This is a genomic window from Maricaulis sp. (genome assembly GCF_017643475.1).
Taxonomy (GTDB): domain Bacteria; phylum Pseudomonadota; class Alphaproteobacteria; order Caulobacterales; family Maricaulaceae; genus Maricaulis.
This window is the reverse complement of sequence record NZ_JAEPNI010000003.1, coordinates 300,142-320,842: the sequence shown is the minus strand read 5'-3', so window position 1 is coordinate 320,842 and position 20,701 is coordinate 300,142. Positions and strand designations below refer to the sequence as shown.

At 60.2% G+C, this 20,701-nt stretch carries 17 protein-coding genes and 1 tRNA gene; 9 read left to right on the top strand and 9 right to left on the bottom strand.

What is annotated here, in order from left to right; genetic code table 11:
- Nucleotides 1-34 precede the first annotated feature (34 nt).
- The 3 genes from JJ889_RS13010 to JJ889_RS13000 all read right to left on the bottom strand — a co-directional run bounded on the left by JJ889_RS13010 (nucleotide 35) and on the right by JJ889_RS13000 (nucleotide 6,807).
- Nucleotides 35-2,965: a pitrilysin family protein gene (locus JJ889_RS13010; protein ID WP_291895782.1), complete on the bottom strand. Its 2,931-nt coding sequence runs from the start codon at nucleotides 2,963-2,965 to the stop codon at nucleotides 35-37.
- A 117-nt stretch (nucleotides 2,966-3,082) separates the two neighbouring features.
- The gene (locus JJ889_RS13005; RefSeq protein WP_291895781.1) at nucleotides 3,083-6,067 is read right to left on the bottom strand and encodes a hypothetical protein; all 2,985 of its coding nucleotides are present in this window, start codon (nucleotides 6,065-6,067) and stop codon (nucleotides 3,083-3,085) included.
- Complete coding sequence (locus JJ889_RS13000; RefSeq protein ID WP_291895779.1) at nucleotides 6,067-6,807, bottom strand: hypothetical protein; 741 nt, start codon at nucleotides 6,805-6,807, stop codon at nucleotides 6,067-6,069. Before JJ889_RS13000 ends, JJ889_RS13005 begins: the two co-directional genes overlap by 1 nt.
- Nucleotides 6,808-6,973: 166 nt before the next feature.
- Between JJ889_RS13000 and JJ889_RS12995 the strand changes: the two genes are divergently transcribed.
- The 4 genes from JJ889_RS12995 to JJ889_RS12980 are packed head-to-tail and all read left to right on the top strand — an operon-like array spanning nucleotide 6,974 to nucleotide 10,021.
- Nucleotides 6,974-7,678 (top strand): ATP-binding cassette domain-containing protein, encoded by a 705-nt coding sequence (locus tag JJ889_RS12995; protein ID WP_291895776.1) that lies wholly within the window; start codon nucleotides 6,974-6,976, stop codon nucleotides 7,676-7,678.
- Nucleotides 7,675-8,916 (top strand): ABC transporter permease, encoded by a 1,242-nt coding sequence (locus JJ889_RS12990; protein WP_291895774.1) that lies wholly within the window; start codon nucleotides 7,675-7,677, stop codon nucleotides 8,914-8,916. The genes JJ889_RS12995 and JJ889_RS12990 overlap by 4 nt, the downstream gene beginning before the upstream one ends.
- Nucleotides 8,917-8,924: 8 nt before the next feature.
- Nucleotides 8,925-9,512, top strand: a complete 588-nt coding sequence (locus JJ889_RS12985; protein WP_291895771.1) for a DUF3299 domain-containing protein — start codon at nucleotides 8,925-8,927, stop codon at nucleotides 9,510-9,512.
- The gene (locus tag JJ889_RS12980) at nucleotides 9,512-10,021 is read left to right on the top strand and encodes a PadR family transcriptional regulator (RefSeq protein WP_291895769.1); all 510 of its coding nucleotides are present in this window, start codon (nucleotides 9,512-9,514) and stop codon (nucleotides 10,019-10,021) included. The genes JJ889_RS12985 and JJ889_RS12980 overlap by 1 nt, the downstream gene beginning before the upstream one ends.
- A gap of 11 nt (nucleotides 10,022-10,032) precedes the next feature.
- On the opposite strand, the gene JJ889_RS12975 is transcribed toward JJ889_RS12980, so the two are convergent.
- A complete protein-coding gene (locus JJ889_RS12975) occupies nucleotides 10,033-10,398 on the bottom strand; it encodes a MerC domain-containing protein (protein ID WP_291895767.1) in 366 nt (121 codons plus the stop codon).
- 105 nt (nucleotides 10,399-10,503) lie between these two features.
- Here JJ889_RS12975 and JJ889_RS12970 point away from each other — a divergent pair, with 105 nt between their 5' ends.
- Together JJ889_RS12970 and JJ889_RS12965 are read left to right on the top strand one after the other, a co-directional pair.
- Nucleotides 10,504-10,986, top strand: coding sequence for a DUF2796 domain-containing protein (locus JJ889_RS12970; RefSeq protein ID WP_291895765.1), 483 nt, complete (start codon nucleotides 10,504-10,506; stop codon nucleotides 10,984-10,986).
- A 26-nt stretch (nucleotides 10,987-11,012) separates the two neighbouring features.
- Nucleotides 11,013-11,582, top strand: a complete 570-nt coding sequence (locus tag JJ889_RS12965; protein WP_291895763.1) for a DUF3299 domain-containing protein — start codon at nucleotides 11,013-11,015, stop codon at nucleotides 11,580-11,582.
- 67 nt (nucleotides 11,583-11,649) lie between these two features.
- Here JJ889_RS12965 and JJ889_RS12960 read toward each other — a convergent pair whose 3' ends face one another.
- Nucleotides 11,650-12,528, bottom strand: coding sequence for a glycoside hydrolase family 16 protein (locus tag JJ889_RS12960; protein ID WP_291895761.1), 879 nt, complete (start codon nucleotides 12,526-12,528; stop codon nucleotides 11,650-11,652).
- 163 nt (nucleotides 12,529-12,691) lie between these two features.
- Between JJ889_RS12960 and JJ889_RS12955 the strand changes: the two genes are divergently transcribed.
- Nucleotides 12,692-14,071 (top strand): M24 family metallopeptidase, encoded by a 1,380-nt coding sequence (locus JJ889_RS12955; RefSeq protein ID WP_291895759.1) that lies wholly within the window; start codon nucleotides 12,692-12,694, stop codon nucleotides 14,069-14,071.
- A gap of 95 nt (nucleotides 14,072-14,166) precedes the next feature.
- Nucleotides 14,167-15,543: a cytochrome P450 gene (locus tag JJ889_RS12950; protein WP_291895757.1), complete on the top strand. Its 1,377-nt coding sequence runs from the start codon at nucleotides 14,167-14,169 to the stop codon at nucleotides 15,541-15,543.
- A 26-nt stretch (nucleotides 15,544-15,569) separates the two neighbouring features.
- Here the strand turns inward: JJ889_RS12950 and JJ889_RS12945 are convergent, their stop codons facing one another.
- The 4 genes from JJ889_RS12945 to JJ889_RS12930 all read right to left on the bottom strand — a co-directional run bounded on the left by JJ889_RS12945 (nucleotide 15,570) and on the right by JJ889_RS12930 (nucleotide 19,352).
- On the bottom strand, nucleotides 15,570-16,526 hold the full coding sequence (locus tag JJ889_RS12945) for an alpha/beta hydrolase (protein ID WP_291895754.1): 957 nt from the start codon (nucleotides 16,524-16,526) through the stop codon (nucleotides 15,570-15,572).
- Between the two features lie 291 nt (nucleotides 16,527-16,817).
- Nucleotides 16,818-17,501 carry a bacteriorhodopsin-like gene (locus JJ889_RS12940; protein WP_291895753.1) on the bottom strand — a complete coding sequence of 228 codons (684 nt, stop codon included), beginning with the start codon at nucleotides 17,499-17,501 and terminating at the stop codon, nucleotides 16,818-16,820.
- Between the two features lie 414 nt (nucleotides 17,502-17,915).
- Nucleotides 17,916-18,006 (bottom strand) — tRNA-Ser (locus JJ889_RS12935).
- 125 nt (nucleotides 18,007-18,131) lie between these two features.
- Nucleotides 18,132-19,352: an acyl-CoA dehydrogenase gene (locus JJ889_RS12930; protein WP_291895752.1), complete on the bottom strand. Its 1,221-nt coding sequence runs from the start codon at nucleotides 19,350-19,352 to the stop codon at nucleotides 18,132-18,134.
- Between the two features lie 269 nt (nucleotides 19,353-19,621).
- On the opposite strand from JJ889_RS12930, the gene JJ889_RS12925 reads away from it, so the two are divergent.
- On the top strand, nucleotides 19,622-20,641 hold the full coding sequence (locus JJ889_RS12925) for a methyl-accepting chemotaxis protein (protein ID WP_291895751.1): 1,020 nt from the start codon (nucleotides 19,622-19,624) through the stop codon (nucleotides 20,639-20,641).
- Nucleotides 20,642-20,701: the final 60 nt, after the last annotated feature.

Below are 20,701 nucleotides of genomic sequence, written 5' to 3'. Positions count from 1 at the left end.
GCCCTGTCATGGTCAGTCGTCACTCAGGTGAGTATTATTCGTCTTCGGGGCCTGAGCGGAGATTGTCCAGATCGGCATCCTGCGAGTACAGCGCATAGCGTACAGCTGCGTCAGGATCGAACACCTCGGTGGCCAGCGCCCTGATTTCATCCAGGGTGACGGCCTCGAACTGGCCGGCCACATCGCGCAGCCGGTCCATGCGTTCCGGATCACGCTGACTACGCGCCAGTCCGCCAAGCCAGTACTGATTGTCCCGACGCTGTTCATCGAGGCCTTCGATGATCGGCGTGCGCGCCCGCAGGAGCTCGTCCTCGGTGATGTTGCCGGACGCCATGTCGGCGGCGAGCTGGTCAGCGATGGCGAACATGCGCGTGACCTGGTCGGCAGTGACATCAAGGCCAAGCCAGAGATAGCCGTAGTCCTCGTAGGTCGTTCCGGCGGTGTGGTTCACGGCAGCGGAATAGGTCGCCGCCTCCTGTTCACGGAAGAGGTCCGTGGCGCGCAGGCGCAGGATAGAACGCAGAAGGTGGAGCGTGCGCAGATAGTGCGTGTCGCGACCATCATCCGTCGGCCAGAAGACATTGGCCATGCCCTGGTATTCCTGGCCGGCAAAACGAATGATTTCAGCTTCCGGTGTGGGCGCCGGGAAGGTCAGCTGATCGGCCCCTTCGACAATGCGGGCATTTTGACGCCGGGGCGGCAGGGCACCCAGCGTGCGAGCAGCGACCCGTACGGCCTCGGCCGGATCGATGTCACCGATGATGGTGATTTCCATCGGACCGTCCTGCAGGGCCGGTTCCAGGAAGGCACGCGCGTGATCAACGGTGAAATTCTCTACCTCTTCCTCGGTCGGGAAACCGAAGCGCTGATCGCCATCGCGCAGCATGCGAGAAATCACCGTGTTGAAGGCACCAAACGTCTGGGCCATTTGCAGGCGGCGGATCTCACCGGAGATCGCCTTGAACTGGTCAAGGCCCTGGGACCGCCAGCCCGGTGCTGTGAAATACGCGGCGTAAAGCTCCATCTGCGCTTCGAAATCGGTTGGCGTGGTCGCGCCATTGAAAGCAAATGCACTGTTGGAGGTGAACCCGCCTTGCGACACGGAACGACCCGCGAAGATACGCGTTATCTCGTCCGGCGTGTGCGCTTCCAGACCGCCACCGCTCAACGCGGAGAAGGCCATGGCGCCCGAGGCCGGTGCCGGTTGTTCACCAAGATTGCCAGCGCCGAAATCAATACGAACCCGCACTTCATTGTCGGCGAATTCGGTCTGTTTGACGTTCAGACGGACTCCATTGTCGAACGTGTACTGGTGCACATCCAGCTCGGCATCATGGGATTGGGCGACGATGCGACCCGGAGTTCCGAAGTCGGTATAGGCCCACTCGGCGGTTTCCACCTCTTCAGGTGCCTCGACAGCAATCTGCGACGCGGCGTCCCAGACGCGACGGACCTCGTCTTCACCGTCAGCGATTTCCTCTCGCGAGCCGACCATGACCAGCGGTGCACCGCTGGTCCAGTATTCGCGGAAGGCAGCCTCGACCGCCTCAACCGTGATTGCCGACTCGAGCATCTGGAAGAGGGCATAGCTGTCAGATGGATGGGTGAAGACATTATCGGCGAGCCAGCTGAACCAGATGCCGTCAGACAGGTTGGCGCTCTCCCGAGTGCCAGCCTCTTCAGCGGCCTCGCGCATATTCGTGCGCATGTTGGCAAGCTGCTCGTCCAGCTCTGCCTGCGTGAAGCCGTGTTCAACCGCGCGGCGGATCTCGTTTTCCAGAAGGCCGACGGCATCGCGCCAGCCCGCTGGAGTTCCCACGGCGAAGACAGTACCGCGGCGATAGGCGTCGTAGGGCTCGCTGGAGAAGACACTGGCCTGGGAAATTGGCGCATTGCCGGAATTGACCAGTACCTGGAAACGACGGCTCAGGATAGAACTGCCCAGGTTTCGCAGCATGCTCTGGATGCGAGCATTGCGGCTGTCGGGTGCGGCTTCCTGTTCGGAGATGGCATCAACCGTGATCAGCGTCAGGGCCTCGGGGTGGTGGAAATACTCGAAGTCCGGCTGCGAATAATCACGATCGCTGTCATAGCTGGGCAGCGGTGTCGGGATGTCGGTGCGTTCCCAGGTGGAAAAACCCTCAACCTGGTCGACATCGATGCCATCGATATCCAGCGGGAAACCGTTGCGGATGCGGTTTTCGATATCTTCCGGATCAACGTCACCGACGACCACCAGGATGGCGCGTTCCGGCGTGTAGTATCGCGTGTAATAATCCACGAATTCCGAACGCGGCACGTTCTGGATGGTTTCCGGTGTGCCGATCACATTGCGCTCGGCCATGACCGAACCGGGATAGTGGAAATGGGCCTGTTCAGTCCAGAATTGCATCAGCGGCGTATCGCGCGAACGCATCTCGCCCATGATAACGCCACGCTCACGATCAATCGCGCCGGTCTGCATGAGGATTTCCGAAGCGGTTTCACGCATCAGGAACATCACGGCATCAAGCGTCTCGGCGTCGACATTGGGCATGTCGAGCCGGTAATTGACGAACGTTTCACTGGTGCTGGCATTGGTGTCTGCACCAAAGGCCAGGCCATAGCGTTCGAGCAGGTGTACCATCTCGCCCTCGGGCACATTCGTGGTTCCGTTGAACGCCATGTGCTCGATGAAATGCGCCAGGCCCTGTTGCGGGTCGGTTTCGCTCAGGGCGCCGACATTGATCGCCATCCGCACGCTGGCTGTCCCCGGCGGGGTTTCATTGCGCAGGATGGCGAAGCCCATCCCGTTTTCAAGGCGTCCAAAGCGGACATTCTCATCGGCGCGCAAATCGCTGCGTTCATGCGCCCAATAGGCGTCCTCGGCAGCATCGCTCTGAGCAAAGGCCGGTGCACAAAGACTGATTGGAAGCATCAGGCACGCTGCGCGGACCCAGTTCCGCACGCTGGTAGTGTGTTTCATGTAGACATATCCCCGAACACGAAAAGTGAGCGGGCTTATAATGCGTTTATGCGGGTGCACGCCAAGTGAAAGATTAGCAAGGCCGCGGTCACAGGGTCGTTAGATCGGCTTGCAAGCCTAGCGCGAATAGATTTCACGGATCCCGGAATGTATGCCACCGCCAACACCCGTAAGGTTGATCAGGCCGCCAGCGCCTGAATTGACGCCGGCTTCCACGATCCACGGCAGGCTGCCGCCAGCTGCATTTTTGACAGCGTCGGTATAGCGATCACCTGCACTGCCGGTGACATATCCCGCGAAGGCTGCTCCGATATATTCACCCTGCAGGTTGGTGGGGTCGATCTCGCAGCCTTCACTGGCCTGGCGTTCCCAGTTGTATTCGCGCTCTCCGGTTGCCAGTTCGTCATTCATAAAGCCGAGCATCACTGTGGCGTAACACCACATGCGCAAATTGATATCCAGAATGCCGGCAATCGCCCCGAGCTGGGCACCGCTGACCCCGGAGGGCGAGCCGATGCCGCTGGCCACTGTGGCCATGTATTGCAGGTTGGAGCGAAGTTCGGAGAACTCTGCGATGGCGCGACGGGCGCGGGCGCCCTTTGCGCCAGAGGGGAAGATCCGCGCGGTGAGATGTCCGCTGTTGTCGATGATCCAGCTTTGTTGGCCGTCTGCGCTGGCTAGGAAGAGGGCATTTGTATCTCCCGCGGCGATCTGGGCAGGGCGAGGCCAGTCCTCCGGGATCGGCGTGCGCGGTGTAATTTCGACCGGATCACTCTCGGAGAGCAGAGCCACATTGACGCTGGACGCTTCGAGTGCTGCGCCTTCAATCGCGGCCAGTGCGAGACCCAGCTGTGGGTCTAGGCTGCCATCGGCGAAACGGGCATTGCCGTCAGAGATGATATCAAGCCCCAGGACGAGATAGGCGCTGCCATCCTCAGTGACCTCTGGAGTAGACCCCCGCAGGATTGCCAGCGGTTCGTCCCGCGCGACACGCTGTTCGAACAGGCGGTCCAGGCGTCCGGTGATGCTGGCGGCTGTCGACATGGTCATGTGCGACGGCCCTGTCATCGGTTCGCTGGGCTGGTTGCCCGGTTCCAGTGAAGCCTCCAGGTCAAGACGGGTTTCGTGGAAATAGCGTCTAAGCAGCGCTTCGGGAGCGTAGCGTCCGGGACTGACCCAGAGCGAATGCACGCCCATAAGCGCGGTGCCCGTCTGGGCCTGACCCAGCTGCAGCAGCTGGCGCGTACCCCCGATCTGTTCGTCGTCGCGAAAGAGGCTGATTTCCAGGCGGGCAGATGACGCATCGAAGTTCTCGGGGATGATGTACTCACCCGCAAGCGTGATCTCGCTGTCCGGAAAGGCGAGGCCCAGCGTCTGGTTTTCTCCGGCTTCAGCAGCGGGAGCGATGAAGCTCACCTCCAGCGGTGTGCCAAGCATGCGGTAGAGTGCATCAGCCGTCACCTCGATATTGGCTTCTGTCGGCAGTTCGATGATCTGGTCGAAAATTCCCTGCCAGACGCGGATCTGGTCGGCTGGGACGATACCAATGACGCGACCCGGGAAACGATTGACTGCCGCGAGCAAGGCCTCTCGACTATCCAGGCTCTCATCACGCCCATCGGTCATCACAAATATATCGCCCTGTTGCCAGAACGTGCCCGCTGCACTGGAGATGGCTTCGACCATGGCACCGCCACCGCCGCGAATGTCCAGGGTCTGGTTGAAGTCCTGCACGGCGTTGGGAATGCGGATCACATTGGTCATGCGTCGTGGGGTGAAGACATCACCGGCAAAAGAGGTCGCCGAGAAACTCCGGTCCGTGCCCATCCGCTCGATCAGCGCCCGGCCCAATAGCCCAGCCTTGTAGATATTGCCATCCTCGATCATGGACGGTGAGACATCGGTTACCAGCGCGAAGGGGCGCAGGCTGGTCGGTCGGCGGAGGATTTGCGGCGCAATGGCCTCGTCGTTGACCCCGAGGGACAGATGAGCAGCCTGCCAGCGCGCATCCGCCGCGGCATCCGTACGCACGGAGACGGTCACGCGGGGGTATTGGGAAACATCGACATCCACCAGTTCGGCCGAGCTGATCTCCGGAGCCGCGAAGGGCTGGCTTTCCGTCTCGAGTGCCGCACCGGCATTCGAGGGCAGGGCAAAACCGTCGGTGGTGAAGGCACTGCCGGCCAGAGGTTCGCTACCTGCGCTTAGAACCGGTATCCAGGCATCAGCTGAAACCTCGCCCGGCGCGGCATCGAGGAAACGCGACAGGCCACTGCTGGGCACGAAGCGCAGCACACCCTCCTGGCCTGACGCGATCTCGGCATCCAGGACGGAAGAGCGGGCGCCGCCTGTATCGACCAGATCAAGACGGACACGGATTGGCGCGGGGATTGTCGCTTGATACGCGGCTGCATCAGCGGGGCGAGACAGGGACGGAAAGACAGGGTCTGCGACCTGCCAGTCTCCCGTCTGGCGATACTCCACCCAGACCCAGTCCTGAGAGCTCAGCGTGTCGGGCGGCGTGCTCGCGGCCGACCAGTAGTTTGCGAGAAGGCTGGTTGCGGCTTCAACTTCCTCGCGGATTGCTGCCATGCGATCGACTTCTTCGCGTGCATTGATTGCGCGTTCCGCTTCCTCGTCGAGTTCGAGATAGGCATAGATGGCGCTGAGGCTTTCGCGGCGATCGGAACGGGGTGTTCCGTAAACCGGAACGGCTGAAGGCCAGTCCGCACGTCTGAGCCGGGTCTCGAAGCCGGCAGCGGTCAGGAGGTCAGAGAGAAGCACGGCCTTGTCGGCCGCGTTGGCCCCGCGCTGGATGAGGACATCACCTGCGCTCAGCATGTGTCCGGAATAATCTGCCAGCATGACGTCAGCACGAACAAAGGCGATCAGGTCTTCCGCGTCGCCCAGAGTGGCGACCGTCTCTTCGACACTAAGCCCGGGATAGCTGTACTCCGCCTCTGCTGCGCGGACGAGTTCCAGCAGGTCGGGGCGCTGGTCCGGTTCAGAACGCGTCAGCAGGAAGAGCACGATCAGGGCCAGGGTCGCACCGGTGCCGATCAGGCCGTAACGAACCGCGGGACGTTGCAGGATCTCCGACATCAGCGATCTCCCTCGAACTCAAGCTTGATGAAGTAGTCGTCGACGGTTTCCAGGAAAGTGATCGAACAATCAGATTCCAGCGAATAACGGGTGCGGATCGAAATCAGCTGCGGACGGCCATCCATTGAATATCCCAGATAAATCCGGTTGGACGGCACGGACCGTTCGAACTGTTCGGGACAGTTTTGGCGCGTTCTCACCGGGAAGCGGCTGATGGCACTGATATCGATGGCGTCGGCGTCCAGACCGATACGGCCGCGGTAGTGGTAATCCCCGAACTGATAGCCCCAGGTGCTGTACCAGTCGTCCTCATTGGTGATGTGCATCATGCGGATGGCGAAATCACCGGTGCGCTGGTCATGGGTAACGATGGACTGGCGTCCGAAATTGTCCCAGAGGCCGCTGAGGTCGGTGAAGCGGAGGCCGCAAGGGTCGAGGATCTCGATCCGAGTCTCGTCTTCACGTGTGAAGATCGCGTTTAGCGGCTGTCCGTGTGTGCCGCCATTACAGGGCAGGAGGTAGGGCATATCAAGTGGGCCCGCCGCTTCGAAGGCCTCGATAATCGCCAACTCCTGGGGCGTAAGATCATCACGGCTTTCCAGAACCCGCTCTTCTTCGGCGGCGGGCTGATCGTCCGCGGTGGCGATGGGCTCGGCGGGCTCGTCCTGTGCCGACAGCGCTGGTGTCAACAACAGCAGGGCTGCCAGACTGCTTCCATACCGGTTCACGCAAGACTTCATGCTGGCTCCCCCCTGGATCTGCTGAACGCTAGCAATGCGCGTAAGGCCTATCAATTGAAACCTGAGCTGAACGCAAGCTGAAGCCGGCTCACACACAGGTTACAGCTTTGAGAGTTGAAGGAGAGGATGGTCGTTATAGTGTAACAACCATCCTGGGGAGGTTTGCTTGACCAGAGCGTTTGCTATCGAGATTGACCAGCTCGAATTCGGCTGGAAGCCGCGACAGACCCTGTTGCGCGTGGAGCGTTTTGAGCTCGCGGCCGGCGAGCGGCTCTTTCTTGTCGGGCCGAGCGGCAGCGGCAAGAGTTCGCTGCTGTCGGTGATTGCAGGAATAGCGCCCGCCAGCGCGGGCGATATCTGCATCCTTGACCAGGACATGGGCGCCCTCAGCCCGGCGCGCCGCGATGCCTTCCGGGCGGACAATCTCGGTGTGATCTTCCAGCTGTTCAATCTGGTGCCATATCTGACCCCGCTCGAAAACGTTCTCCTGCCTTGTCGTTTCTCTCCGCAACGCCGCAAGCTTGCCATGGCCAATGGTTCGCTTGGCGATGAAGGCCGGCGGCTCTTGATGGCGCTGGGGCTGGACGGGGATGTGGTCTCGCGCCCGTCGACCGAGCTCAGTGTTGGACAGCAACAACGTGTAGCGGCTGCGCGAGCCCTGATCGGCTCGCCGGGTCTGATCATCGCGGACGAACCAACCTCGGCGCTGGATGCCGACAGCCGCGACAATTTCATCCAGCTGCTCCAGAAGGAGTGCGAGGCGGCCAATTCTGCCCTGCTTTTCGTCAGTCATGACCAGGCGCTGGGCGCGTTCTTCGACCGTCGTGTCGACCTGTCGGAAATCAATACGGCCGGGAGGGTGTCGGCATGAATGGCGCCATTTTCAATCTCGCCCTGAAAAGCCTCGGAAATCGCCTTTTCACGGTCGGCCTGACTGTGCTCGCCATCGCCATGAGCGTCACGCTCTTCCTGGCGGTCGACAAGATCCGAACGGGCGCGCGCACCAGTTTCTCGACGACAATTTCAGGAACCGACCTGATCGTTGGCGCGCGCTCCGGCTCGATCAATCTTCTGCTCTACTCCGTCTTCCGCATCGGTGATCCAACGGGCGCCATGAGCTGGGAGAGCTACGAGCGTATCGCCGGAGCCCCTGGAGTGGAATGGGCGGTGCCCATCTCGCTGGGGGACAGTCATCGCGGCTATCGGGTCGTGGGTACAAACAACGACTATTTCGAGCGCTATCGTTATGGCCGCGACCTGCCGCTGGCATTCCGGGCCGGCGAGGCTTTTGGAGCGAATGAGGAGGGAGTCGTCATCGGTGCCCAGGTTGCCAGCGATCTGGGCTACGAGATTGGTAAGGAAATCTCGCTCTCCCACGGTATTGGCGAGGTGAGTTTTGCCGACCATGACGAACATCCAATGCTTGTGACAGGCATTCTGAGGCCGACCGGCACGCCGGTGGACCGCAGTGTCCACGTCACCCTCGAAGCTATCGAGCGCATCCACGATGATGTCGTCGAGGAAGACGGGCATGACGAGGAACATGCCTACGAACCGGAACAGATCACCGCGGTTTTTATCGGCATGGAACAGCCCACGCTGGTGCTGCGCCTTCAGCGCCAGGTCAATACCTATCCGGACGAAGCGCTGAGCGCCATCATTCCCGGAGTGGCCCTGATGCAATTGTGGGAAGTTGTCGGTGCAGGCGAAGCGGCGTTCGGAGCAATCTCGGCCTTCGTGATCCTGGTTGGCCTGATTTCCATCGCGACCAGCCTGTCTGCCAGCCTGAATGAACGCCGCCGCGAGATGGCGATCCTGCGCGCTGTGGGCGCCCGACCCGGACATGTCTTTGTGTTGCTGGTCAGCGAGGCAACAGCAATCGCTGCTGCCGGAGCGATCGCCGGGATCGTGCTGATCAATCTCCTGTTTGTTCTGATAGCAGGGGGGGTCCAATCCCGTTACGGTCTTACTTTGGCTTCGGGAGGCCTGAGCCTGACGGACATGCTGACCGGTGTGGTGGTCATCACATCCGGCACAATGATGGGCATCTTGCCTGCCCGACGTGCCTTGAAGAATGCCCTGGCCGATGGCCTGACGGTGAAGTTGTGAGGAAGACAATGCGGAACTGGATCCTGATTGCCGGTCTGGGAATTGGCCTTGCGGCCTGCAGCGGCGAAACCGAGACGGCCGAGACGGAAGTCGCCGAGACCGCTGTCGCCGAAGCACAGACGACGGAACGCTATCCGGTGCCTGACGCGCCCGAAGGTGTTTTGACCATCAACTGGGACGATCTTCTGCCGGAAGGCGAGATGGAGCGGATCCAGGAATTGTTCGAACGCACGGGGCTTGATTCCGGTATCGACCATTTCGGTGGGCAGATGACGCAGATCGGCACGTTCAATGTCGAGAATGAGCTGATCGGCGAGACCATCCGCATGCCGGGCTTTATCCTGCCGCTGGACTTCCAGGAAGGTGGCGAGATCAGCGAGTTTCTGTTGGTTCCATATTTTGGCGCCTGTGTTCACACCCCGCCGCCGCCGCCCAACCAGATTGTCTATGTCACCCTGGACGAGCCAATCGTGGTCGAGCGCATGTGGGACCCGGTCTGGGTAACGGGCGTGTTGTTGGCCGATCGTCACATGAACGAGCTGGGCAATGCGGCCTATACACTCCAGCTCATCAATCACGAGCCCTACGAGGTCTGATGCCCGCTTCCAGCTCATCCGACCAGCCGACCGAAATGGAAGGCATGGTGCTGGCGCTGCTTCATCGTGACGGCCCGTTGACCGCCTACGAGATCAAGGAAGTCTTCCGGGGCTCTCCTTCCTCCTTCTGGTCGGGTAGTGCAGGGGCGGTTTATCCGTTGGTCAAACGCCTGGAAGGCCGGGGCATTCTGTCTTCAAAGGATGTCAGCGAGACCAAGCGCCCCCGCCGGGAATTCTCGCTTACGGATCATGGCCGGGATCTGATGCGGTCCTGGTTGATGGATGTCGATCGTGCGATCGATATGGGATACGACCCGCTGCGCACGCGAATGCAGTTCGTCGGCATGCTGGAGGATGCGGACCGGGAAACGCTTTTTGCCTCGATCTCGGAAAGAATTCCCACACCGGTACCGCCCGCTCCGGGCGTCGGCACGAGTGACTTGCACCGGCTCTGGCTTCAGGCCCGGCTCGACTGGTTCAACAGTTTCCGCAAGATTTTCAAACGCTAGGTCGCAAGGCCCTAGTGCTCGGCATGGCGCGCACGTGTGCGCATCCAGGAATTGAGATGAGCGGAGGCCAGGAAGACTGCGCCGATCGTTGTGATGACACGCTCCTGCACTTCGCTCATTTCGACCAGGGCGCCGGCAAACAACAGGGCCAACCCGCTTAGCGCCGCGAGGTACATCAGCGGTTTGCGCGTCACACCCGGCCAGCCGCTGGCCGCGATGACGGTGGCCGCAAAGGCACTAATCGCTAGCAGGATGTGCACGCGTTCATCTTCCATCCATACGAGCGCGGGACTAATAGCGATAAGTACCGGGAGGCCGAGGCAGTGAACGAGGCAGAGGGCAGAAAGGCCGATACCGGCTGCATCGCTTGAGCGCATGAGGGACTCCCGAGTTAGGTATAGCTGGCCCGCAGGCTTGTGGTGGAGGTGTTATATGATAACATTTCGACGTGCTTCAAGGGTCTTGAACAACAGGATTTCAGAATGATTGGTTTTATTGTCGGCGCCGCCAGCCTCATCGCTCTCGCGCAGGGGCATGCCCATGTGCATGGTCACGCGGAACTCGCGCTTGCCCTGGACGGCGAGGGCGGCCTCTTCATCGAGTTCGAGACGCCGATGGACAATGTCTACGGATTTGAACGCGAGCCCCGCAATGATGCGGAACGCGCCCATATCGCCGAGGTGAATTCCGCCCTGGCAGCTGCATCGAACTGGATTGATCTGGGGCGCGCCAATTGCACGCTTGAAACCGCTGAGATCGAGCAGGAGAGCGATCACGGCCACGGCAGCCTGCACATCACTGTCACAGGCTCATGCGAACGTGATGACCGGATGAGCGTGGATCTGCAAGGTCTGTTTGACCGTTTTGCCGGTCTGGAGGAAGTTGAGCTGGTTGTCCTGTCGCCGAGCGTGCAGCAGGGTTTCGAACTCAGTCCCTCGCGTCCTTCCGTGCGTGTGGGGCGCTAGTCCGACCGCAAGTAAAGGCCCCGGAAATGTCCCTGTCCCCTCTCGTCGTTTTTGCTGGCGCACTTGCGCTGACACCGCTTGCCCACACTCCGGCCCTGGCTCAGAACGAAGGGGCCGAGGACGCACGAGGCCAGGACACGGAGAGCAGTGTCCGTGGACCGCGTATCATCAACTGGGACGACCTGCTTCCGCAAGGCGAGATGGAAGAGATCGCGCGCCTTTATGCGCTCTCCCAGGCCAATACGAGCGTCGACCATTTCGGTGCACCCAGTACCCAGATCGGCACGTTCAACGTGGTCGAGGAGCTGATCGGGGAGACGGTGCGTCTGCCCGGTTTCATCCTTCCGCTGGACGCCCAGATCGCTGGCAATATCACCGAATTCCTGCTGGTTCCCTATGTTGGCGCCTGCGTGCACATGCCCCCGCCACCGCCCAACCAGATCGTCTATGTGCTCTCCGACACCCCGGTCCGCATGGAACGCCTGTGGGAACCCATCTGGGTGACCGGCCTTCTGACATCAGACCAGACCCATTCCAGCCTCGGCAGCACCGCCTACACGCTGGAACTCGATGGCACGGAGCCGTACGAGTATTGAGGGAGCAAACGGAGCGTATCCATGCCGCTCGCCCTGAATGGTTGTTGAGCAGACAGGCGCGAGTTGGCTATTTGACCGTCTCATCTGCTTGCGTCACCCGTACCCAGTCGATCTGTATTGCCGTGCCATGTTCGGCGATATGATCGGCGGATGATTGCGGCAAACCGTAAAGCGGGCTCTTAATGCCGTTTGTCTTGGCCGGATAGACGCCGCCGATCGCGAGGTTGAGGATCAGGTGTTTGGGGGTATCGAACCGCCATTCGCCATACGCTTCGACCATCGTTCTTGTGGCGCGGTAGACAAGGCGGTCATCCACGAGAAACTCGACTGAATTGCTTGTCCATTCAACGGCGTAGACATGCCAGGAGGTCACGTCTTCACCGGCTGGGAAAAAATACTTGTTCACGATCGGGGTATCGCCGGAGTATCCCGGGCCATGCAGCGCCACACCGACCCAGTCCGGCTCTCCCACATATTCCATGATGTCGATCTCGCCGGTCTCCGGCCATTCGCCATTGCCGAGCATCCAGAAGGCGGGCCAGACGCCTTCAAGATCCGGCAGTCGCATCCGGGCCTCTACGCGGCCATGGGTGATCTCGAACTTGTCGTGTGAATTGATCCGACCGGAGACGAAATGGGCGGTCCGGCCTGTGGGGGTCACGAAACCGTCCGGGCGGTACAAGGCGCGCAATTCGAGCACGCCGCCCGTGGCGCCCTCGATTGTGCCATCTGGCAGGATCCGGATGGTTTCAGGATCGTCGATATAGGCTTGCAGTTCGTCGTTCACCCAGAAGTCGGGCCGGCAGACATTCCAGGTTTCACGGTCCAGAGACGGGGCGTTGAATTCATCGGCGAATACGACAATCCGTTTCGCGTTCTTCGAGGTCTTCGCCTTGCCGGCCGCGTTTATGGCTGGCGAAGCGGTCGCTCCAGTGGGTTTTGTCATCGCAGGGCCTCGTGTCCGGTATCAAGCTCGATGGGGCAGAGCGCACGGTTATCATGGCCACCAGAAGCAGGCGAGCAAGGAGCTGAACCAAAAAAACAGGCTGGTAACGTTTCCCCGGTTCATCGACTCCGTCTGCAAGCTGCGCTAAGCAAATGGCATGTTCATGATCCGCTCAGGCGCCTGGCTCGCCGTGTTTGTCGGGACGGCCTTGTCCCTGTTTGCAACTCTGGCGGGAACGTCCGTGGCACAGTTCGAGGAGGCTGAGTCGGGTCTCCCTGAAGCGCCCGAAATCCTGCCCTTGCGCGAACAGGTGCCGTTGATTGACGGGATAATCGCCGAGCGGCTTGATCTGGTGATTCCGCAAATCATGCGCGAGAATAATGTCTCGATGTGGTTGTTGATGGCGCGGGAGTATTTCGAGGAACCGGTCATCGAGAGCATGCTGGACGCCCGCAGCATGGCCGCGCGCCGGCGCACAATCCTGATCTTCTTTGATCCGGGTGAGGGACAGCCGATCGAGCGCCTGACCGTGTCACGTTATGGGCTGGCGGGCCTGTTCGAGCCATCCTGGGACCCGGCGGAGCAGCCGGATCAATGGCGGGCGGTCGCAGATATTATCGCCGCGCGCGACCCGGCCAGTATCGCCATCAATTACTCTGACCTGTCCGCCTTTGGCGATGGCATGACGCTGAGCCAGTACCGGCTGATGATGGCCGCCCTGCCGGAGCGTTTCCACGACCGCATCACCTCCGGTGAAACCCTGGCCGTCCGGTGGCTGGAGACCCGAACACCGCGCGAGATGGCGCTTTATCCGGACATCGTCCGCACCGCGCACTGGATCATGTCGCGGGCCTTTTCCACGGCGGTCATCGAGCCGGGCGTGACCACCGCCGATGATGTGGTCTGGTGGTATCGCGAGGAGTTGTCACGCCTGGGAATCCGGCCCTGGTTCCACCCGTCGGTCGGCATCCAGCGCGCTGGTCAGGACGGCATGCTGTATGGCGATACCGTAATACAGCCAGGCGATCTGCTGTGGACCGACTTTGGCATTACCTATCTCCGGCTCAACACCGACACCCAGCACCTCGCTTATGTGCTTCGGGAGGGGGAGACAGCCGCACCCCAGGGGCTGGTCGACGGCCTGGCGGCGTCTAATCGCGTTCAGGACATACTGCGCGAGCACATGCAGGTCGGCCTGACCGGCAACGAGATCCTGGCCCGGGCCCGTGCCCAGGCCATCGCGGAGGGCATCAATCCTTCGATCTACAGCCACCCGATCGGGCTGCATGGCCATGGTGCAGGCACGGCCATTGGGTTCTGGGACAACCAGAACGGTGATCCGCGCAGCGAATATCCCCTGTATACGGACACCGCCTGGTCGATCGAGCTGACGACATTTGGCGAGGTGCCTGAATGGGACGGCCAGATCGTCGACTTTCGGACCGAGGAAGACGCCTTCTTCGATGGCGAGTCCGTGCGTTTTCTCGATGGACGACAGACCGAGCTCATCCTGATTGGTTCGGACGCGGGGCCCGCTCAATAAATTTGCGGTCCAGCGCGAATTGGCCCTTGTCAGACCAGGCCAACGGCTCCACCTTGGTTAAGTGAACGGCGTTCATTAACTTGTCGGAGGCGACCATGCAGTTGGTCAGTGATGTCATCCTGGAAGACCGGGCCCAGCTCGCTCCCATCCATGAAGCGGTCTATCCCAGCCTGTCCGGATTCGAGTTGTGGGATCCGAATGCCTGGACGTCCGGACATCCGCACGAATTTTTCAGGCAGATGCGCGAGACCGCGCCGGTCATGTGGTCAAAGGCCGACGCCAAGCGCGCGGGCTTCTGGTCGGTAACCCGTTACGAAGACATCAAGACCGTGGAGCTGGCCTCTGATGTGTTCTCCTCCGAGCGCGGCAGCATCAACATGTTTGTCATGCCGCGCCGCGAGTGGAAGCCGAAAAAACTCATTCCCGCCGCCTTCAACTCGATCATCAATCTGGACCAACCGCACCACATGGAAATGCGGATCCAGCAGAAGGACTATTTCATTCCCCGTTTCGTCGCTGAGCTGTCCCAGCGGGTCGAGGCGAAAGTGGACCAGCTGCTCGATGACATGGAGCGACAGGGCCCCGTGGTCGACTTTGTCAGCCTGTTCTCGCAGGAACTGCCCCTGTTCACTCTGTGCGAAATGCTCGGCGTGGACGAGGTGGACCGTCCCAAGATCATCAAGTGGATGCATTATCTCGAGCTGGCCAACCAGTATTTCGTCAGCCCCTGGCCGCTGTTGACGCGCCGCCCCTGGTTCCCGCTCAAATTCTTCCACTATGTCAACCAGATGTTTGACTATGGCGAGCGCGTCATGGCCGACCGCCGGGAAAACCCGCGCCAGGACCTGATGACCGCGATCGCCAATACCCGCATGGCCGGCAAGCCCTTGCCGCAGGAATACCTGGACGGGTCCTGGTTGCTGATCATCTTTGCTGGCAATGACACGACACGAAACTCGCTCTCCGGCACCATCCGCCTGCTGACGCAATTCCCGGAACAACGTGCCCGGGTTCTGGCCGAGCCGGATCTTATCCCGCGCATGTCCCACGAGGCGATCCGCATGATCTCGCCGGTTCAGCACATGCGCCGGACGGCCCTTGAGGACACCGAGCTGAACGGACAGCGCATCGCCAAGGATGAAAAGGTCATCCTCTGGTACCCGGCGGCCAATCGCGATCCGGATACGTTTGCCAATCCGGATATGTTCGACCTCGACCGTGAGAATTTTGACCGGCATGTCGCCTTCGGCCATGGCCCCCACAAATGCCTCGGCCAGAAGATTGCGCTCATGCAATTGCAGACCGCTTTCCGGAAAATCCTGGAGCGCTTCCCTGACATTGCCTGGACCGGCAAGCAAAGCATCGCGCCCAATACGCTGGTGCATGGCGTATCAAGCCTGGAAGTGGCGCTCTACGGGCTGGGCAAAGAGCGTCCGAGCCAGGTAGCGGTCAAGGCTGTCGCCGCCGAATAGGCGAGATTCCCCGCAGCCGCTGGCGTTCAGCGCGTGCGCAGCCAGCTATCAAACTGGTCAAGCCACCCGTCTGCCGGAGTGCCGCGCTGATAGCTGCCAAAACCATGGCCTCCGGCCGCGTAATAGTGAAACTCGACTTCACCGCCACGTTCCTGCCAGTCCTCTACGAGCTGAAAGCCCTGTCCGGCAAAAAGCGTGTCGTCCGCGGCCAAGGCGCTGAAGAGGGGCGGTAATGTTTCGGGCAGCGCCATGTCCGTCATCGGCCCGTAGAGGTAACCCAGGAAAGCCGGAGCCGGGTCTGTTGCCTGCCGCGCCAGCCCGAGCGCCGTTATGGCGCCTGCCGAGAAGCCAACGATGCCGGTCCGTTCAGGATCCAGCCTCCATTCGTCCGCGTGGTCGTGCATCAGCTGCCAGGCTGCCACTGCATCGGATATCGCGACCGTCTCCCCGGAGGTTCGATCGAAGCTCTCGAACGGCAGCTGACCCGAAAACAGGGCGCGCATATGGTCCGAGAAGGCGGCTTCGTCTTCCGGCGTCGTCATGGTGCGGTATTTGAGGATGAAAACCGTATAGCCGCGCGCGACCAGATTTTCCGCAATGCGATAGCCTTCATTGTCGATGGAGACGAACTGGAAGCCACCGCCGGGTATAACGAGCAGGCTGATGCCATTGTCAAGATCCGGGGTGGGTCGCATCGGCAGGAGTGTCGGCCGATTGACATTTCGAATCCAGCGCTCTTCACCGAAGTCCGACCATATTTCGGTCGACCGTGTGATATCCACGGCGCCAGGCAAGGCGATCGCCTCGAGGTCGGTCTGGGCGGGCACTCTGCGGGTCATGGCGGACGTCTCCGGCGGCGTTTCCTGAATGGTGGTCATGCTGGCCGTCGCGGGAGCGTCAAGGAGTGTACTGGCGAGGATGAGCAGGCTGGTGACAAGACCTGGCATGGCAAAGCTGGGGCGGGCGTTGATCCTCAGGCGCATTGTCACTTTCCAAAATGGTTTTCGGTGCAGGTTGAACCGCAATTGATGCGCGCGTCCAGCCTGGGTCGGGCCTGCGCGCGGAGTTGTGCGGCTGCAGGGGCGGATCAATATCCGTCGCGAACCACAATGAAGTCGACGCTGTATTGATGTCGGATTGGGACGTCGCACACTCTGGATGGAGACCGCAATTTCGTCCACTTCGCGCCGCTATCCGACTGGATCGTTGAACGGTTGTTGGGTCCAGAGAAAAAACCGCCGGGGAAGGCCCCGGCGGTTTTGAAAGCGCAACAATCAGGCTTTGTGTTCGTCGCTCGTTGCCGCAGCCCAGATGACGACACCAAAGGCTATCTTGTTCACAAAGTCGGCGAGGTTGTAGACAAGGTTGAGTGTGCCGGCGTCACCTGCGCCAACATAGCCGACCACGAACCCGATGGGATAGATTGACCACCCGACGGTCACGATCAGACGCAGTGCCCCGAACGCTTTCTTGCTGGCCGCAGTGCCACTGGATGCATTGATCTGGCTGGCTTCCCCTACGAAGATTTCATAGATGATGTAGACCCATCCCAGCATGCCGATGATAAAGCCCGCCCACACGTTCATGGCGCCGGTTTCACCGAGATAGCCACCAATCAGCATCACCACCGAGGCGACCAAGAGTTTCCAGAACAAGGTTGACCTGACGACCGCGATCGCAGCGAGGATCAAATAGAACTCAACGATCTGCAGAGGGACGGTGAGGAGCCAATCGACATAGCGGAACACTGTCGGGCTCTCGCCTGTTTCCGCCCACACGCCGCGCATGTAGAAGTAGTGCAAAGCGGCGATGCCCGTGACCATGGCTGCGACAGTGAGCGAAGTTTTCCACTTGCCCACCGCTCGATCGCGCTCGACATAGAAGAAATAGGTAGCGGCCAACATTGCCGCTGAAATAATCCAGAAAGAAACACCTACATAATCGGAAGGATCCAGCATGATCTGTTCTCCTTTTTTGCTTTCCCGGTATGTCCAGATCGTGGTTGCGAAAACCCGGTATGTACAGATCGTAGTTGCGAAAACCCGGTATGTACAGATCGTAGTTGCGAAAACCTGTCCCGGAAAAATTCCGAGAACCCGAGAGTACACATTACCCGAAGGCGAATTTTGTTACGCCAACAGTGTTTGAGTGAACATTTGTGTCCGCTCTATACCCTCTCCGGAAGTTTTAATATTTACGTGCTTCGTCAAGAGTTCACTTCGTTTTGCTGCGCCGCAAAATCGAAAATGCTCAGCTGAGACAGGTCTGACGGGAGGGCGGAAAACGATGTTGCGATGCGGTAAACTGACCGCTTATCGTGCCGTCACAATGCGTTTCCGCGGCAGGAACACGTCTAATTTCACGAAAAAAAGTGGCGGACAGGATGGGATTCGAACCCACGAGACGGGGACACCGCCTACTCCCTTAGCAGGGGAGCGCCTTCAGCCACTCGGCCACCTGTCCACCTCCGGGTTTAAATGGCTCGGCCTGCGGCTTCAAGTACAAGCTGCGGCTTAATCAGCATCTTCTGCAGCAACCAACAAAAAAGGCGCCCCGGGGAGCGCCTTTCTTCAAAGATTTTGCGGGCCCTAGAAAAAGGCCTGCAGGCCGGTCTGGGCGCGGCCGAGGATCAGGGCGTGTACGTCATGCGCGCCTTCATAGGTATTGACCGTCTCCAGATTGACCATGTGGCGCATGATCTGGAATTCCTCGGAGATGCCGTTGCCGCCGTGCATGTCGCGGGACATGCGAGCGATGTCGAGGGCCTTGCCGCAATTGTTGCGCTTCATGATGGAGATCATCTCCGGCGCAGCCTTGGCCTCGTCCATCAGGCGACCCACGCGCAGCGAGCCTTGCAGGCCCAGCGTGATCTCGGTTTGCATGTCAGCCAGCTTCTTCTGGAACAATTGTGTCTGTGCCAGCGGCTTGCCGAATTGGTGGCGGTCCAGGCCGTACTGGCGTGCCGCATGCCAGCAGAATTCCGCGGCGCCCATGGCGCCCCAGGAAATGCCGTAGCGCGCGCGGTTGAGACAGCCGAACGGGCCCTTGAGACCGGAGACATTCGGCAGCAGCGCGTCTTCACCGACTTCGACATTGTCCATGACGATTTCACCGGTGATAGAGGCACGCAGCGAGAGCTTGCCGCCAATTTTCGGTGCGGACAGGCCTTTCATGCCCTTGTCGAGGATAAAGCCGCGGATCTTTCCGTCATGCGCCTCGGACTTGGCCCAGACGACAAAGACGTCAGCGATCGGAGAATTGGAGATCCACATTTTCGAACCGGTCAGGCGATAACCGCCCTCGGTCTTGACCGCGCGTGTTTTCATGCCGGCCGGGTCGGAGCCGGCATCCGGTTCGGTCAGGCCGAAACAGCCGATCCATTCGCCGCTGGCGAGTTTCGGCAAGTATTTCTTGCGCTGTTCCTCGGTGCCGTAGGCATAGATCGGATACATGACCAGGGAGGACTGCACGGACATCATGGAGCGATAGCCACTGTCCACGCGCTCGACTTCGCGAGCGACCAGACCGTACGCCACATAACCCAGCCCGGCACCGCCATATTCTTCCGGTACAGTGCAGCCCAGCAGACCGAGCTCGCCCATTTCGGTGAAAATCGCGGGATCTGTTACCTCGTCGCGATAGGCGTCGATCACACGCGGTTTCAGCTTGTCCTGTGCATAGGCACGGGCCGCATCACGGACCATGCGCTCGTCTTCTGTCAGCTGATCATCAAGGAAAAACGGGTCTTCCCAGTCAAAGGATGACAGATCCGGTGCGTCCTTGGCTTTGAGCGGGCTCATCTCGTTCATGGCGTCTACTTCGTCCTTTTCCCAAATGCGGCCGATCGCATTTTGCCGACAGGTATCGGAGTCTTGGGTTTCGAAAACAAGTCTTGTGTGCGGTTTGCGCTAACCCGCATGTTGCGGGGCGCAGTTTTCACGGTGTGAGCCTATTATACACGTCATACGCCCCAACAAATGGCTATTTTTCACCCCGGGTTTGCACCTCAGGTCAGTTCGGTGTTCGCTCAATCGAACCGGTGGACGCGACCAAGGGCTGGTTGCATGAGGGGTACGCCATGAAACAAAAGCTGAAGCAATTGATGCAGGGCCTTCTGATCCCGGCACTTCTCATCATTATTGTTGCCTGCACGCCTGCTGTCGGCGAGCAGGAAGCTGTCGATGTTGTCATGCTTGATATCGATCTGGTGATCTCCAACATCGCCGAGCGGGAGAAGGCTGTTCGCGAGAGCGAGCACAAGGCCAAGGCCGATGCGTTCGAGAATTCCATCGGTTCGATCGCAACGGTTTTGTCTCAATCAGCTGGCGTGCTGGGAACAGCCGCCAACGGGTTGGAAAGCCAGTCCTCCGAATCAATGGATCGCTCCTCGCTGGTGGCTTCCGCCGCGCAGGAGGTGTCGGCGACGGCGCAGAATGTGGCTGATGCCTCCGAGCAACTTACCGCCGCCATTCGTGAGATTTCGCACAAGTCTGCTGAAGCCGCCCGGATAGGCGGAGACGCGGCGGAGGCCGCCAAAGTCGCTTCGACCACCATCCAGGATCTTTCTGACACTGCCTCGCGCATCGGTGAAGTGACACGGCTCATCGATGACATCGCTGAACAGACCAATCTGCTTGCCCTCAACGCTACGATCGAGGCGGCACAGGCCGGTGAGGCCGGCAAGGGGTTCGCTGTTGTCGCCACCGAGGTTAAACAGCTGGCCGAACAGACGGCGCGCGCAACGACCGACATCAATGCGCAGATCAATTCCATGCCGGATGTGGTCGCCAGTGCTGTCGACAGCATCCAGAACGTGACCACCTCCATCGACGCTGTGGAAGCCGCTTCGATCTCCATTAGTGCGGCGGTTGAGGAACAATCGGCTGCGACGCAGGAAATCAGTCGTACCACCGGTCATACGGCCGAGAATGCGCGTCAGGTTTCCAGTGCCAATGCCGAAGTTCTACAGGCTGTCAGCTCGACGCGGGATCATGCTTGCGAAGTTGTGAACGTCTCCGGCGAGCTGACAGAACAGGCGGATGCCCTGCGTGACCAGGCCCGCGATTTCCTCAAGGCGATGATGCAAAGCGCTGCCTAGCGCGCATGTGCGACAAGCCGACCGCTTGACCTTGGCGCCGGATCGTAACAAGTCCGGCGC